Origin of the sequence: Pseudomonas sp. NFX15, assembly GCF_049132105.1 — a bacterium.
Classification (GTDB): Bacteria; Pseudomonadota; Gammaproteobacteria; order Pseudomonadales; family Pseudomonadaceae; genus Aquipseudomonas.
The window spans coordinates 206,952-222,211 of the sequence record NZ_JAFMPV010000006.1 but is presented as its reverse complement, the minus strand read 5'-3'; the positions used below and the strand labels follow the sequence as shown (position 1 = coordinate 222,211).

11 protein-coding genes are annotated in these 15,260 nt (G+C 62.8%); 9 read left to right on the top strand and 2 right to left on the bottom strand.

Features of this window, described 5'->3' with window-relative positions:
- Positions 1–20: 20 nt before the first annotated feature.
- From J1D76_RS09485 to J1D76_RS09460, 6 genes are all read left to right on the top strand, one after another.
- A complete protein-coding gene (locus J1D76_RS09485) occupies positions 21–1,406 on the top strand; it encodes a UbiD family decarboxylase (protein WP_421138049.1) in 1,386 nt (461 codons plus the stop codon).
- Positions 1,403–2,032 carry a UbiX family flavin prenyltransferase gene (locus J1D76_RS09480; RefSeq protein WP_421138048.1) on the top strand — a complete coding sequence of 210 codons (630 nt, stop codon included), beginning with the start codon at positions 1,403–1,405 and terminating at the stop codon, positions 2,030–2,032. Before J1D76_RS09485 ends, J1D76_RS09480 begins: the two co-directional genes overlap by 4 nt.
- A 67-nt stretch (positions 2,033–2,099) precedes the next feature.
- A complete protein-coding gene (locus J1D76_RS09475) occupies positions 2,100–3,146 on the top strand; it encodes a CobW family GTP-binding protein (RefSeq protein ID WP_421138047.1) in 1,047 nt (348 codons plus the stop codon).
- 245 nt (positions 3,147–3,391) lie between these two features.
- A complete protein-coding gene (locus tag J1D76_RS09470; protein ID WP_421138046.1) occupies positions 3,392–4,747 on the top strand; it encodes a nucleobase:cation symporter-2 family protein in 1,356 nt (451 codons plus the stop codon).
- Positions 4,748–4,759: 12 nt separating this feature from the next.
- The gene (locus tag J1D76_RS09465; RefSeq protein ID WP_421138045.1) at positions 4,760–6,148 is read left to right on the top strand and encodes an amidohydrolase family protein; all 1,389 of its coding nucleotides are present in this window, start codon (positions 4,760–4,762) and stop codon (positions 6,146–6,148) included.
- 139 nt (positions 6,149–6,287) lie between these two features.
- Entirely contained in the window at positions 6,288–7,433 is a 1,146-nt protein-coding gene (locus tag J1D76_RS09460) for an XdhC family protein (protein WP_421138044.1), read from the top strand.
- Between the two features lie 90 nt (positions 7,434–7,523).
- Here J1D76_RS09460 and J1D76_RS09455 read toward each other — a convergent pair whose 3' ends face one another.
- Both J1D76_RS09455 and J1D76_RS09450 read right to left on the bottom strand, forming a co-directional pair.
- Positions 7,524–8,807 carry a Zn-dependent hydrolase gene (locus J1D76_RS09455; protein WP_421138043.1) on the bottom strand — a complete coding sequence of 428 codons (1,284 nt, stop codon included), beginning with the start codon at positions 8,805–8,807 and terminating at the stop codon, positions 7,524–7,526.
- 96 nt (positions 8,808–8,903) lie between these two features.
- Positions 8,904–10,388: an NCS1 family nucleobase:cation symporter-1 gene (locus tag J1D76_RS09450; RefSeq protein ID WP_421138042.1), complete on the bottom strand. Its 1,485-nt coding sequence runs from the start codon at positions 10,386–10,388 to the stop codon at positions 8,904–8,906.
- A gap of 551 nt (positions 10,389–10,939) precedes the next feature.
- On the opposite strand from J1D76_RS09450, the gene hydA reads away from it, so the two are divergent.
- From hydA to preA, 3 genes are all read left to right on the top strand, one after another.
- Complete coding sequence (gene hydA, locus J1D76_RS09445) at positions 10,940–12,379, top strand: dihydropyrimidinase (protein WP_421138041.1); 1,440 nt, start codon at positions 10,940–10,942, stop codon at positions 12,377–12,379.
- 157 nt (positions 12,380–12,536) lie between these two features.
- The gene (locus J1D76_RS09440; protein ID WP_421138040.1) at positions 12,537–13,904 is read left to right on the top strand and encodes an NAD(P)-dependent oxidoreductase; all 1,368 of its coding nucleotides are present in this window, start codon (positions 12,537–12,539) and stop codon (positions 13,902–13,904) included.
- On the top strand, positions 13,905–15,179 hold the full coding sequence (gene preA, locus J1D76_RS09435) for an NAD-dependent dihydropyrimidine dehydrogenase subunit PreA (RefSeq protein ID WP_421138039.1): 1,275 nt from the start codon (positions 13,905–13,907) through the stop codon (positions 15,177–15,179).
- Positions 15,180–15,260: the final 81 nt, after the last annotated feature.

Here is a 15,260-nt window from a genome sequence, read left to right as displayed (position 1 = left end):
GTTTTTTATGAGGTGAAACCATGACCCTCTCCACGCTCGGCGATACCCAGGATTTCCATGTCTTCATCGACGCCTATCGCCGGCAATACCCGGACGATGTGCTCAGCGTCCGCCATTCCCTTTCTGCCGACCAGGACGTCACCGCCCTGGTCGATGCCCTCGCCGCCCAGGGCCGTGACCCGCTATTGATCTGCGAAAACGTCGGCGCGCTTGGTGTGCCGGTGGCCACCAATCTGTTCGCCTCCCGGACCCGCATTGCGCGCCTGTTCGGGGTGGATCCGGCGCAGTTGCACGAAACCTTCCAGCGCCGCGCCAACCAGCCCATCGCCCCGCGCTACGTGGAAAGCGGCCCGGTGCTGGATGAAATCTTCGAAGGCGAAGCCGTAGACCTCGCGCTGCTGCCGATGCTCAAGCATTTCGACAGCGACCGCGGGCCGTACATCACCAACGCCATCATTATTGCCGAAGACCCGGTGACCGGCATCGCCAACATGAGTTATCACCGCTCCATGCGCCACGCCCGGCAGACCCTCGCCACCAGCCTGCATTCACGCGGTCACCTGTGGCGCATGCTGCAAACCGCCCGCGAGCGCGGCGAAGAATTGCGCGTGGCCATGGTGGTCGGCGCGCATCCGCTGTTCATGCTCGCGGCTGCGGCGCGCTTGCCGTTCGGCAGTGATGAGCGTGCCGTGGCCGGCGGGTTGTTCGGCGCACCGCTGGAACTGGTGAAAACCCCGCGCTATGGCATCGGCGTACCGGCCTTTGCGGAGTTCGTCCTCGAAGGCGCCATCGACCCGGCGGCGTATGCCGAAGAAGGCCCCTTCGGTGAGTTCAGCGGTTATTCCTCGGACCGCTCGACCAACAACGTGCTGCGGGTCGACACCCTGATGCGGCGCAAGGATGCCTGGCTGGTGGATGTGGTCGGCGGGCGCTACGCCGAACACCTGACCCTGGCGCGGCTGCCCCGGGAAGCGGAGATGAGCGAGAAGCTCAAGGCGCGCTTCCCCGCTGTCACCGCCGTGCACTACCCCAACTCCGGCACCCACTTTCATTGCTACGTCGCCCTGGACCAGAGCCGCGACGGCGAGGCGCGGCAGATCATGCTCGCCTTGCTCGGCTGGGACCCGTACCTGAAGACCGTGGTCGCGGTGGACAGCGACATCGACATCAGCGACGACAGCCAGGTGCTGTGGGCACTGGCCACGCACTTCCAGCCGCATCAGGACATCTTTGTCATCGATGGGTTGCCCGGTAGCCCGCTGGACCCGTCGTCCTCGGTCAACGGCACCACCTCGCGCATGGGCCTGGACGCCACCCGGGGTTCGGGCTTCGACGGGATCAAGGCGCAACTGGACCAGGAGGTGGTCGAGCGCGCCCGCCAACTGCTCGCGGGCCTGCCATCATGAACCGCCAGCGCATGGTGGTCGGCATCAGCGGCGCGTCGGGTTTCATCTACGGTGTGCGCCTGCTGCAATTGCTCGCCGAACTGGACATCGAAAGCCACCTGGTCATCAGCCGTGCTGCGCTGCTGACCATGGCCCACGAAACCGACTACAAACTGGCCGACGTCACCGCGCTGGCCAGCCACTACCACCGCGCCGATGACGTGGCCGCCGGGATCGCCAGCGGTTCGTTTCGCTGCCTGGGCATGGTGGTCGCGCCGTGCTCCATGCGCACCCTGGCGGAGATCGCCACCGGCACCTCGTCGGGCCTGATCGGCCGCGCCGCCGATGTCACCCTCAAGGAACGTCGCACCCTGGTACTGATGGCCCGGGAAACCCCGCTGACCCTCGCCCACCTGCGCAACATGACCGCCGTCACCGAGATGGGCGGGATCATCGCCCCGCCCGTCCCGGCCTTTTACGCCCGCCCAAAAGACCTGGCGCAAATGGTCGACCACAGCCTCGGCCGCGTCCTCGACCTGTTCGGGCTCGATGCCGGCACGGCGTTGCGCTGGGGTGAACCCACAAAACCCTGTAGGAGCGAGCTTGCTCGCGATAGGGCAATCACATCCAACATCCCTGCTGGCTGACACACCGTTATCGCGAGCAGGCTCACTCCTACAGTTGAAAGCACTCCGACCTACCAAGGAGCATCACATGAACACCCCATTCAACGCCCCGACCCCGAACACCAAAATCCCCGTGACCATCCTCACCGGCTTCCTCGGTGCCGGCAAAACCACGTTGCTCAATTACATCCTCAAGGAAAACCACGGGCGCAAGATCGCCGTGATCGAGAACGAGTTCGGCGAGGTCGGCATCGACGGCGACCTGGTGCTCAGCTCCGAGACCGAAGAAATCTACGAGATGGTCAACGGCTGCGTGTGCTGCACCGCTGAAGTACGCGAAGACCTGGTGCGCATCGTTCGCGAACTGGTGGCGCGCCCGGTGCGGCTCGATCACATCCTGATCGAAACCAGTGGCCTGGCCGACCCGTACCCGGTGGCCCAGAGCTTCTTCATCAACGACCCGATTGCCGAGGAAGTGGAACTCGATGCAATCGTCACCATGGTCGACGCCAAGCACATCGCCCAGCACCTGGAAGACCTGCAACTCGATGGCGTGGACAACCAGGCAGTGGACCAGATCGTCTGCGCCGACCGCATCGTCATCAACAAGGTCGACCTGGTCAGCGCCGCCGAGGTGGCGTCCCTGAGCGAGAAGATCCGTGGCTTGAACGCCACGGCGGACCTGGTGACCTCCAGCTATGCCGAGATCGACCTGTCGAAGATTCTCGGCATCGGTGCCTTCGAGTCCAGCCAGAAACTGATGGAAATCGGCGCCGAGCACAATCATCACGCCGACGAAGATCACCACGAACATGACGATGCCGACCATGAGCACGACCCGAGCGTGACGTCGGTGGGCATTGCCGTGGACGGTGCGGTGAACCTCGGTGACTTCCACCGCTGGATCACCCAACTGCGCACCGAGCAGGCCGACAACCTGTACCGCATGAAAGGTGTGCTGGCGGTCGCCGATCAGGATCAGCGCTACGTACTGCAAGGCGTGCACAGCCTCGTCGAGTTCCGCGCTTCAACGTCATGGGGCAACGAACCACGCTCCAGCAAGATTGTGTTCATCGGCCGCGACCTGGACCGCGCGGCCCTGAACCAGGGCTTTGCCGCCTGCCTGGCAGGCTGAAACAGGCATCGGAGCCGGTGGATGGCGGTTCCGGGCACATGAATGACTGATGCCCACCAGTCAGGACACCGAAAACCTGTAGGCGCTGGCTTGCCAGCGATGACGGCTTGGCAGTCACCTTCTTTGTCGACTGACCATCCGCTTTCGCTGGCAAGCCGGCTGCTACAAGGAATGAGGCGTGGCTGAACAGGCATCAGAACGAATACCCCTCTCTACCGAATAACAACAGCAAGAGGTGATTCTCCATGTCGTCAGCCAATACCCCCTCCATCGTCCACCCCGTCGACCGGGTCCTGCCGGTGCGGCAAATGCTCACCCTCGGCCTGCAACACATGGCCGTGTCGTACATCGGCGCCATCGCCGTGCCGTTGATTGTCGCCAGTGCCCTGAAAATGTCCCAGGCCGACACGGTGGTGCTGATCAGCACCACACTGTTCTGCTCCGGCATCGCGACCCTGTTGCAAACCGTCGGTTTCTGGAAGTTCGGCGTGCGCCTGCCGATTTTGCAGGGCGTGGCGTTCAGCAGCGTGGGACCTGTGATCGCCATCGGCAGCAACCCGGAGGTGGGATTCGCCGGGGTCTGCGGCGCGGTGATCGGCGCGGGGATTTTCACCATGCTGATGGCACCGTTCGTGGGTCGATTGCGCCGCTTCTTCCCGCCGGTGGTCACCGGCTGCATCGTCACCGTGATCGGCTTGCAGCTGTTTCCGATTGCCTATGAGTGGGTCGGCGGCGGGCGGCATGCGGCTGACTTCGGCGCGCCGGCGTACCTGGCGGTCGCGGCGGTGGTGTTGCTGAGCATCTTGCTGGTCAACCGTTATGGCAGCCCGATGCTGCGCAACATGGCGGTGTTGGTCGGCATGTTGATCGGCGCAGCGCTGGCCTACGGATTGGGCATGGGCAGTTTCCACAGCGTGCAGGAATCGCCGTGGCTCACCGTGCCCTACCCGTTCTACTTCGGCCTGCCGACCTTCAGCCTGATCCCCATCGCCACGATGGTGGTGGTGATGATCGTGCAGATGGTCGAGTCCATGGGGCTGTTCGTGGCCATCGGCGACATCGTCGACAAACCGGTGGAAGAAAAGCAGGTAATCAACGGCCTGCGCGCCAATGGCCTGGCCAGCACCATCGCCGGGATGTTCGCGGCGTTTCCGTTCATTGCCTTCATGGAAAACGTCGGACTGGTGATCTTGACCGGCGTGCGCAGCCGCTGGGTGGTCGCCATCAGCGGTTTGCTGATGTGCTCGGTGGCGCTGGTGCCCAAGGCCGGCGCGATCATCGCCTCGATGCCGACCGCCGCCCTTGGCGGTGCCGGCATCGCCATGTTCGGCGTGGTCGCGGCGGCCGGCATCCAGACCCTGGCCAAGGTCGACTACGAGCGCAATCGCTACAACGTGCTGATCGTCGGCTTCACCATCGCCGCCGCGCTAGTGCCGGTATTGGCCCCGACGCTGTTCAAGCAATTGCCCGAGTGGTCGCAGCCGTTCCTGCACAGCAGCGTGGTCATCGCCTGCCTGGTGTCGGTGTTGCTCAACGCCACCCTCAACGGTGTCGGCGTGCCTGATACCACCGCCAGCAAATCCGCCACCCACAGCCTCTGACTGGAGCCGACCATGACTCAACTGCAAAACATCCTGATCAAAAACCCGCTGGCGGTGATGACCGGCCTGCGCGGCCCACGGGCCAGGGCCGGCGCCGTGGATATCCGCGTCGTCAACGGGCGCATTGCCGAAATGGCCGCCGGCCTTGAAGCGCAACCTGGCGAACGGGTGATCGATGCGCGTAACGCGGTGGTGTACCCGGGCTGGATCAACACTCACCATCACCTGTTCCAGAACCTGCTCAAGGCCGTGCCCGAAGGCTTGAACCAGGATTTGCAAGGCTGGCTGGCCAGCGTGCCCTACCCGCGCCTGAATCGCTTCACCCCGCAACTGGCGCGCATCGCCGCACAACTGGGCATGGCCGAGTTGCTGCTGTCGGGGGTGACCACCTGCGCCGACCACCACTACCTCTACCATGCCCACGGCACCACCGAGACCGGCGACCTGCTGTTCGACATGGCGGAGTCGTTCGGCCTGCGTTTCGTGCTGTGCCGGGGCGGCGCACTGGAGTCGGCCAGTGCTCATCCGGGGTTCTCGAAGACCGCGCTGCAACCGGAAACCCTCGACCAGATGGTCGGTGACATCGAGCGGCTGAAATCGCGTTATCACCAGGACACCCCGGACGCCCTGCGCCGGGTGGTCGTGGCGCCGACCACACCGACGTTTTCCCTGCCGCCGACGCTGCTGCGGGAACTGGCCCACACCGCCCGCGGCCTCGGCTTGCGCCTGCACACGCACCTGTCGGAGACGCAGAACTACGTGAATTTCTGCCGCGAGAAATACAACTGCCTGCCGGTGGAGTTCGTCGCCGAACACGAATGGCTCGGCCCGGACGTATGGTTTGCCCACGCGGTGCACCTGCAACCCGGCGAAATCCGCATGCTCGCGCAAACCGGCACAGGCATCTCCCATTGCCCGGTGAGCAATGCGCGACTGGGCAGCGGTGTAGCACCGGTGCCGCAGATGTATGAGGCCGGGGTGCCGATTTCCCTGGGCGTCGATGGCGTGGCGTCCAACGAGTCCGGGAGCATGGTCGGCGAAGCGAACACCGCGTGGCTGATTCACCGGGCCGAACAAGGCGCCTCGGCGACCACCGCCGAAGATGTCATTCACTGGGGTACGGCCGGTGGTGCGCAGGTGCTGGGGTTGGGCGCGGTCGGCACGCTCGAAGTCGGTCAGGCGGCCGACCTGGTGATCTATGGCCTCGACCATCCGCGTTTCTTCGGCTTTCACGACATCGCCGTGGCACCGGTGGTGGCGGGTGAGCCGATTACGGTGAAGTACAGCCTGGTCGGTGGCCGGGTGGTGGTCGACAACGGCGTGATTCCTGGGCTGGACGTGCAACGGATGCGCGCCGAAGCGTGGGATGGCGTCCGGCAGTTGATGAGCGTGGACGACTGACCCACCACCACTCCACCCCCTGTAGGAGCTGGCTTGCCAGCGAAGGCGGCGTGTCAGTCAACATTAATGTTGGATGTAGCGGCCTCTTCGCTGGCAAGCCAGCGCCTACAAGGGTTCTATCATTTTCAGGTGAGATGCCATGTCCGGCCTCAACGATCTTTTGCACGCCATCGACACCGCCGCCCGCGACGGTGAAGAAACCATCCTCGCCACCGTGGTCAAGGTCGAGGGCTCGGCCTACCGGCGCCCCGGTGCGCGGATGCTCATCCCCTTGCACGGCCGCACCGTCGGTACTGTCAGCGGCGGTTGCCTGGAGCAGGACCTGGCGAAAAAAGCCTGGTGGCTCACCGACGCCGGCGAACCGGTGGTGCGCCGCTACAGCACGGGCGCCACCGACGATGAAGACGACGAACAAAGCGCATTGACCTTCGGCCTCGGTTGCAACGGCACGGTGTTCGTCCTGCTCGAACGCGTGCGGGCAAAATCCTCGTCGCCCGTCATCGAACTGCTGCGTCGGGTGCGCGAGACACAACGACCGGCCGCCATGGCCACGGTGATTGCCACGTCCCGCAATGCCTCGGCGCGGGTCGGCGACCGGTTGCTGTCCGACAGCGATGGCACCTTGCGTCATGCACCACTGAGCACGGCGATGCGCGCCGACCTGCGCAAGACCCTGAGCGAGAAAAAGTCATCGATACGCCTCTACACCGACGCTCGCGGTGAAGTCGAAGTGTTCTTCGAATACGTTGCCCCGCCGCCGCGCCTGGTGATTTTCGGCGCCGGCCACGACGCGCAACCGCTGGTGCGCATGGCCAAGTTGCTGAACTGGCATGTCACGGTCATCGACAGCCGCAGCCACTTCGCCAGGCCGGAACGTTTTCCCCTGGCCGACGCGGTGATCTTCGCCAGCCTCGACAACCCGTTCGAACTGCACCCTCTCGTCGATGGCGCCGCCGTGAGCGTGATGACCCATAGCTATCGCCAGGACCGGCATTGGCTCGGGCAGTTGCTGCACGCCGCACCCGCCTACCTCGGCCAGCTCGGTCCCAAGGAACGCACGGAGCGCCTGCTAGCCGAGATTGGTCCGGGATCATCGGCTCTGCATTACCCGATAGGTCTGGATCTTGGCGGCGATGCACCGGAAAGCGTCGCGCTGTCGATACTCGCGGAAATGACCGCGGTGATGAATCAGCGCCTGGGCGGAATGCTCCGGCATCGGGTCAAACCGATTCACCCGGCGAATTTGCTGGTCTGCGAAAAACTCGCGGTGATGGCCGAACTGTAGGAGCCGGCTTGCCAGCGAAGAGGCCCGTAAGTTGAGCGGTGATCTCAGGGGCGCCTTCGCCGGCAAGCCGGCTCCTACAGGAATTTGTCATCAGCCCGCGCGGTGCGTACTGGCCACCGCCGCCGATGCAGCGAGCATCGCGCGTAACAACACCGCACACCCGGCCGCCAGGTCATCCGGCGCGGCGTTTTCGATTTCGTTGTGACTAATGCCGCCTTCGCACGGCACGAAGATCATCCCGGCCGGGCCGAGTTCGGCGAGGAAAATCGCGTCATGCCCGGCGCCGCTGACGATGTCCATGTGCGACAGGCCCAGGCCATGCGCTGCACCGCGCACGGCTTCGACACAGCCCTTGTCGAAATACAGTGGCGGGAAGTCGGCCGTCGGGGTCAGTTCGAAGGTCAGGCCGTGTTCGTCGCAGGTGGTTTCAATCACCTCGCGCACTTCGGCGATCATCGAGTCCAGGCGTGCCGGCTCCAGGTGCCGGAAGTCCAGGGTCATGCGCACTTCACCGGGAATGACGTTGCGCGAGCCGGGATAGGCTTGCAGGCAACCGACGGTGCCGCAGGCATGGGGCTGATGGCCGAGGGCGGCGCGATTGACCGCACCGACGATCACCGCCGCGCCGACCAGCGCGTCCTTGCGCAGGTGCATCGGCGTCGGGCCAGCGTGTGCTTCGACACCACGCAGCTTGAGGTCGAACCATTTCTGCCCGAGGGCGCCCATGACTACGCCAATGGTCTTGCGCTCGTCCTCAAGGATCGGCCCCTGTTCGATATGCGCTTCGAAATAGGCGCCGACCTTGTGGCCGCTGACCTTGCGCGGGCCGGCATAGCCAATGGCATTCAGGGCCTCGCCGACGGTCACGCCTTCGGCATCAACCTTGGCCAGGGTTTCCTCGAGGGTGAATTTTTCGGCAAACACGCCGGAACCCATCATGCACGGAGCGAAGCGCGAGCCTTCTTCGTTGGTCCAGACCACCACTTCCAGCGGTGCTTCGGTCTCGATGTTCAGGTCATTGAGGGTGCGCAGCACTTCCACACCGGCCAACACGCCGAAGCAACCATCGAACTTGCCACCCGTGGGCTGGGTGTCGATGTGGCTGCCGGTCATCACCGGAGGCAGGTCGGGGTTGCGCCCGGGGCGACGGGCGAAGATGTTGCCAACGGCGTCGATGCTGACACTGCAGCCGGCCTCCTTGCACCAGTTGACGAAAATGTCCCGGGCCTGGCGGTCGAGGTCGGTCAGGGCCAAGCGACACACGCCTCCCTTGACCGTGGCGCCAAGCCTGGCCAGCTCCATGAGCGATTGCCAGAGGCGATCGCGGTTGATGTGCTGATGGCTGGATTGCAGAACGTCGACGGCCGCGTTCATGGTGATCTCCTCAAGCTGTTCTTATGTGTTTATTCAGGCAGTTCTCGGGTGTTAGTGAGGCCGTCTTCGCTGGCAAGCCAGCGAAGAGGCCAGTCGCTACACCGCCGATTTCGCTACAGACGGGCTGGGCCGCATCACGCTCAACCCGTAATAAATCAACCCACCCAGCGCCGAGCCGGTGAACCAGCCGTAGCTGTAGAACCAGCTGAAGGCATCGCTGCCCAGGGACAGCAGGGTCAGCACCACCGGCACGCCGAACGCCAGGAAACCGCACCCGTTCCACGCCGGGTACACGTCATCGCGGTACAAACCGGCGAGGTCCAGTTGCTGTTTCTTGATCAGGAAATAGTCCACCACCATGATCCCGGCAATCGGCCCCAACAAGCTCGAATAACCCAGCAGCCAGTTGGAATAGACCGACTCCAGGCTGACGTCCGACACGATCCAGCCGAGTTTTTTCAGCAATTCATGCCCCATCAGGCCCAGCCCCACCAGGCCGGTCAGGATCACGGCCTTGGTCCGGTTGATGACCTTGGGCGCGATGTTCTGGAAGTCATTGGTCGGCGACACAATGTTGGCCGCAGTGTTGGTCGACAGCGTGGCGATGATGATCAGCGCCATGGCAATCGCGACCCAGACCGGGCTCTGGATATGGCCGATCAGCGTCACCGGATCGGACACCGTCACCCCCACCAGTTTCACCGACGCGGCGGTCATCACCACGCCAAGAGAGGCGAACAGGAACATGGTCAGCGGCAAGCCGATGATCTGCCCGACGATCTGGTCCTTCTGGCTTTTCGCGTAGCGGCTGAAGTCCGGGATGTTCAGCGACAAGGTGGCCCAGAAGCCCACCATCGCCGTCAGCCCGGCAGCGAAGTAACTCACCACGCTCGCCCCTTCGGGACGCTTGGCCGGGATCGCCATCAATTCAGTCATCGACACGTTCGGCATGGCCCACACCAGCAAGCCTGCGCCCACCGCCACCAGCAGCGGGGCCGACAGGGTTTCCAGCCATTTGATCGACTCGGCGCCACGTATCACCACCCACAGGTTCAGTGCCCAGAACACCATGAAGCCAATGACCTCACCGGTACCGCCCAGGGATTTCCAGCCCTCGAACACCGAGCCGAGAAACAGATGGATCGCCAACCCGCCGAACAGGGTCTGGATGCCGAACCAGCCACATGCCACCAGGGCGCGGATCAGGCACGGAATGTTGGAGCCGAGCACGCCGAAGGACGAGCGCAGCAACACCGGAAACGGAATGCCGTACTTGGTGCCCGCAAAGGCGTTGAGGGTCAGGGGGATCAGCACAATGATGTTGGCAAACAGAATGGCCAGCAGCGCCTCACCGACGCTCAGGCCGAAATACGCGGTCAGCACGCCGCCGAGGGTGTAGGTCGGCACACAGATCGACATGCCGACCCACAGCGCGGTGATGTGCCATTTGTTCCAGGTGCGTTCGTGCACCTTGGTCGGTGCAATGTCGTGGTTGTAACGGGGACTGTCGAGGACATCGGTGCCGGCTTCCAGCTCAAACAAGCCGTCGCGTTCGGTCACTTGCGATCTGATCTGTTGCATGGCCGCTCCACTGTTCTTTTGATTATTTTTACGCATCAGGGGCTGGCGGCTTCAATAAACGTGCCGAGTGCCCCGCTTGCGCATCGGGCAGTTCCACAAACTCTTGATAAGCAACTGATGTTCATCAGGTTTAATTCATCAAACAGGTTGTCCTCGGTGACTTGATTTAACACTCAGGCCGAATGTCATCCAAGTTGTCCGATCAGTCAGGACTCAATCTGGTGCGCTAATCTTTTTCCCAACGTTGCGCAGACCGCATAGGTCCTGCACAAACAGCTGATTTCACATAAGAAATCTTGACCATATTTGGATCCTGTCAAGTGCGTCAAAATGGTGAGGGGCCTCACCATTTTGGTGAATTAAACATTTAATCGTTATTTATCAATAGGTTGATTACTACATAAGCTTATAAAAAATAATCTTGCCGATTCCGATATCTACGGCTAGCGTTTAATCCTGACAGCGCTGACAGGAATTATTCTATGCCGGCTGTTTTTATCTAAAACATCTAGAACCGGCATAAACCGGTCATTGCCTGCGAGGAACTCGGAATGTCTCTGTTGATCCGTGGCGCCACCGTTGTTACCCATGATGAAAGTTATCGCGCCGATGTGTATTGCGCAGACGGCGTGATCAAATCCATCGGCGACAATCTCGATGTTCCTGCCGGCGCCGAAGTGCTCGACGGCAGCGGCCAATACCTGATGCCCGGCGGCATCGACCCGCACACCCATATGCAATTGCCGTTCATGGGCACCGTGGCCAGCGAGGACTTCTACAGTGGCACGGCGGCGGGCCTGGCTGGTGGCACCACGTCGATCATCGATTTCGTGATTCCGAACCCGCAGCAATCCTTGCTCGAAGCCTTCCACCAGTGGCGTGGCTGGGCCGAGAAGTCGGCGTCGGACTACGGCTTCCACGTCGCCATCACCTGGTGGAGCGATCAGGTCCGCGAGGAAATGGCCGAGCTGGTCAGCCAGCATGGGATCAACAGCTTCAAGCATTTCATGGCCTACAAGAACGCGATCATGGCCGCCGACGACACCCTGGTCGCGAGTTTCGAACGTTGCCTGGAATTGGGCGCGGTGCCGACCGTGCACGCGGAAAACGGTGAGCTGGTGTATCACCTGCAACGCAAGCTGATGGCCCAGGGCATTACCGGGCCGGAAGCGCATCCACTGTCGCGGCCTTCTCAGGTTGAAGGCGAAGCGGCGAGTCGGGCGATCCGCATCGCCGAAACCTTGGGCACGCCGTTGTACCTGGTGCATGTCTCGACCAAGGAAGCACTGGACGAAATCACCTACGCCCGTGGCAAAGGCCAACCGGTGTACGGCGAAGTGTTGGCCGGGCACCTGCTGCTGGACGACAGTGTCTACCGCGATCCGGACTGGCAAAACGCCGCCGGTTACGTGATGAGCCCACCGTTCCGCCCTCGCGGCCATCAGGAAGCACTCTGGCATGGCCTGCAATCGGGCAACCTGCACACCACCGCCACCGACCACTGCTGCTTTTGCGCCGAGCAAAAAGCCGCGGGCCGCGACGACTTCAGCAAGATCCCCAACGGCACCGCCGGCATCGAGGACCGCATGGCGGTGTTGTGGCATGAAGGCGTGAACAGCGGGCGTTTTTCGATGCAGCAATTTGTTGCGCTGACCTCCACCAACACGGCGAAGATCTTCAACCTCTACCCACGCAAAGGCGCAATCCGCGTCGGTGCCGACGCCGACCTGGTGCTGTGGGACCCGCAAGGTACACGGACCATTTCCGCCAAGACCCACCACCAGCAGGTGGACTTCAACATCTTCGAAGGCAAGACCGTGCGCGGCGTGCCCAGCCATACCATCAGCCAGGGCCGCGTGGTCTGGGCCGACGGCGACCTGCGGGCCGAGCGCGGGGCCGGGCGGTATATCGAACGGCCGGCGTACCCGGCGGTTTTTGATTTGCTGAGCAAGCGGGCGGAGTTGAATCAGCCGGTTGCAGTTAAGCGCTGATAGCGGCCTTCGGCCTTTCGCTGGCAAGCCAGCGCCTACAAGGGAACGCATTCCAATCTGTAGGAGCTGGTTTGCCAGCGAAGGGGCCGGTACAGACAACACAAAAAAACAATGCCCATTCAGAGGCAGCACCTCAAATAACCGTGAGGCCAACACCGTGATCAAGTCCCTGACTCACCTTCCCCATCCCTACGAGAATGCGGCCGCTCTCGCCGGCCATTTCACCGACCTGGCGCCGCCACTCAACGAGCGCCAGGCGCACCTGGAAGCCTCGCGTTGCCTGTATTGCTATGACGCGCCCTGCGTCAATGCCTGCCCGAGCGAGATCGACATTCCCTCGTTCATCCGCAACATCCAGCAAGACAACGTGCAAGGCGCCGCACAGAAAATCCTCTCGGCCAACATCCTCGGCGGCAGTTGCGCACGGGTCTGCCCGACGGAAATCCTCTGCCAGCAAGCCTGCGTGCGCAACAACGCCCACGAGTGCGCACCGGTGATGATCGGCCTGTTGCAACGCTACGCCGTGGACAACGCGCATTTCAGCACTCACCCGTTCCAGCGCGCTGCCACCACCGGCAAGCGCATTGCCGTGGTCGGCGCCGGCCCGGCGGGGTTGTCCTGTGCCCATCGCAGTGCCATGCACGGGCATGACGTGGTGATTTTCGAGGCACGGGAAAAGGCTGGCGGCCTCAACGAGTACGGGATCGCCAAATACAAACTGGTGGACGATTACGCGCAACGGGAACTCGACTTCCTGCTGGACATCGGCGGCATTGAAATCCGCCACGGCCAGAAGCTCGGCGACAATCTGACCCTCAGCGAACTGCAACAACAGTTCGATGCGGTGTTCCTCGGCCTCGGCCTCAACGCCAGCAAACAATTGGGGCTGGCCCACGAGGACGCGCCCGGCCTGCTCGCCGCCACCGACTACATTCGCGAGCTGCGCCAGGCCGATGACCTGAGCCAACTGCCCTTGGCCGACCATTGCATCGTCCTTGGCGCCGGCAACACCGCCATCGACATGGCCGTGCAAATGGCTCGCCTCGGCGCTCACGATGTGAACCTCGTATACCGTCGAGGCCGGGAGGACATGGGAGCGACCCATCACGAACAAGAGATTGCCAAGGCCAATCAGGTGCGGCTGATGACCTGGGCGCAACCCGAAGCAGTCCTCCTCGATGACCAGGGCCAGGTGCGCGGCATGCGGTTCGCCCGTACCCATCTGGTCGAAGGTCGCCTGCAAACCACCGGTGAAACCTTTGAACTGGCCGCCGACGCGATCTTCAAAGCCATCGGCCAGGCTTTCGACAGCAACGCCCTCGTCGATCCACTGGCCCGCGAACTCAAGCGCCAGGGCGATCGCATCGAGGTCGATGACAACCTGCGCACCAGCATTCCCGGCGTGTATGCCGGTGGCGACTGCACCAGCCTCGATCAAGACCTCACCGTGCAAGCCGTGCAGCATGGCAAGCGCGCCGCCGAAGCGATCAACGCTCAACTGATGCTCAACGTGGAGGCTGCGTAAATGGCCGATCTGTCGATTGTCTTCGCTGGCATCAAGGCACCCAACCCATTCTGGCTGGCCTCCGCGCCACCCACCGACAAAGCCTACAACGTGGTCCGCGCCTTCGAGGCCGGCTGGGGCGGCGTGGTCTGGAAAACCCTGGGCGAAGATCCGGCGGCAGTGAACGTGTCGTCGCGCTACTCGGCGCACTTCGGGGCCAACCGCGAGGTGCTGGGCTTTAACAACATCGAGCTGATCACCGACCGCTCGCTTGCGATCAACCTGCAGGAAATCACCCAGGTCAAGAAGGACTGGCCGGACCGTGCGCTGATCGTGTCGTTGATGGTGCCCTGCGTCGAAGAATCCTGGAAACACATCCTGCCGCTGGTGGAAGCCACCGGCGCCGACGGCATCGAACTGAACTTCGGTTGCCCCCACGGCATGCCGGAACGTGGCATGGGTGCGGCGGTCGGCCAGGTACCGGAATACGTCGAACAGGTCACCCGCTGGTGCAAGACCTATTGCTCGCTGCCGGTGATCGTCAAGCTCACGCCGAATATCACCGACATCCGCGTCGCCGCTCGCGCCGCCCACCGTGGCGGTGCCGATGCGGTGTCGCTGATCAACACCATCAACTCGATCACCAGCGTCAACCTCGAACGCATGGTCGCCAATCCTATGGTCGGCAGCCAAAGCACCCACGGCGGCTACTGCGGCTCGGCGGTCAAGCCAATTGCGCTGAACATGGTCGCCGAAATCGCCCGCGACCCACAAACTCGTGATCTGCCGATCAGCGGCATTGGCGGCATCGGCAACTGGCGCGATGCGGCGGAGTTCATCGCGTTGGGGTGTGGCTCGGTGCAGGTGTGCACGGCAGCCATGCTGCATGGTTTCCGGATTGTCGAGGAGATGAAGGACGGCTTGTCACGCTGGATGGACAGTCAAGGCTACGCCAGCATTGCCGAGTTTTCCGGGCGGGCGGTGGCCAATACCACGGACTGGAAGTACCTGGACATCAATTATCAGGTGATCGCGAAGATTGATCAGCAGGCATGTATCGGTTGCGGGCGTTGCCACATTGCCTGTGAAGACACCTCGCACCAGGCGGTGGCCAGCCTCAAGCAGGCGGATGGCACGCACAAGTACCAGGTGATCGATGACGAGTGCGTGGGCTGCAATCTGTGCCAGATCACCTGTCCGGTGCAGGACTGTATCGAGATGGTGCCGGTGGAAACGGGCAAGCCGTTTCTGGACTGGAATCATGATCCGAGGAATCCGTATCACGTCAGTGCTTGAGGTCAGCGGCGCCTGAACTGGCGCCTTCGCGGGCAAGCCCGCTCCTACAGTGAAACGCGTTTCAACTGTAGGAGTGAGCCT

What these genes read in the sequence shown, in the direction of transcription:
- J1D76_RS09460 (WP_421138044.1), top strand. Translation starts at nt 6,288, where the DNA reads ATGTCCGGCCTCAACGATCTTTTGCACGCCATCGACACCGCCGCCCGC.
- J1D76_RS09480 (WP_421138048.1), top strand. Translation starts at nt 1,403, where the DNA reads ATGAACCGCCAGCGCATGGTGGTCGGCATCAGCGGCGCGTCGGGTTTC.
- J1D76_RS09465 (WP_421138045.1), top strand. Translation starts at nt 4,760, where the DNA reads ATGACTCAACTGCAAAACATCCTGATCAAAAACCCGCTGGCGGTGATG.
- J1D76_RS09485 (WP_421138049.1), top strand. Translation starts at nt 21, where the DNA reads ATGACCCTCTCCACGCTCGGCGATACCCAGGATTTCCATGTCTTCATC.
- hydA (WP_421138041.1), top strand. Translation starts at nt 10,940, where the DNA reads ATGTCTCTGTTGATCCGTGGCGCCACCGTTGTTACCCATGATGAAAGT.
- J1D76_RS09450 (WP_421138042.1), bottom strand. Translation starts at nt 10,388, where the DNA reads ATGCAACAGATCAGATCGCAAGTGACCGAACGCGACGGCTTGTTTGAG.
- J1D76_RS09475 (WP_421138047.1), top strand. Translation starts at nt 2,100, where the DNA reads ATGAACACCCCATTCAACGCCCCGACCCCGAACACCAAAATCCCCGTG.
- preA (WP_421138039.1), top strand. Translation starts at nt 13,905, where the DNA reads ATGGCCGATCTGTCGATTGTCTTCGCTGGCATCAAGGCACCCAACCCA.
- J1D76_RS09455 (WP_421138043.1), bottom strand. Translation starts at nt 8,807, where the DNA reads ATGAACGCGGCCGTCGACGTTCTGCAATCCAGCCATCAGCACATCAAC.
- J1D76_RS09470 (WP_421138046.1), top strand. Translation starts at nt 3,392, where the DNA reads ATGTCGTCAGCCAATACCCCCTCCATCGTCCACCCCGTCGACCGGGTC.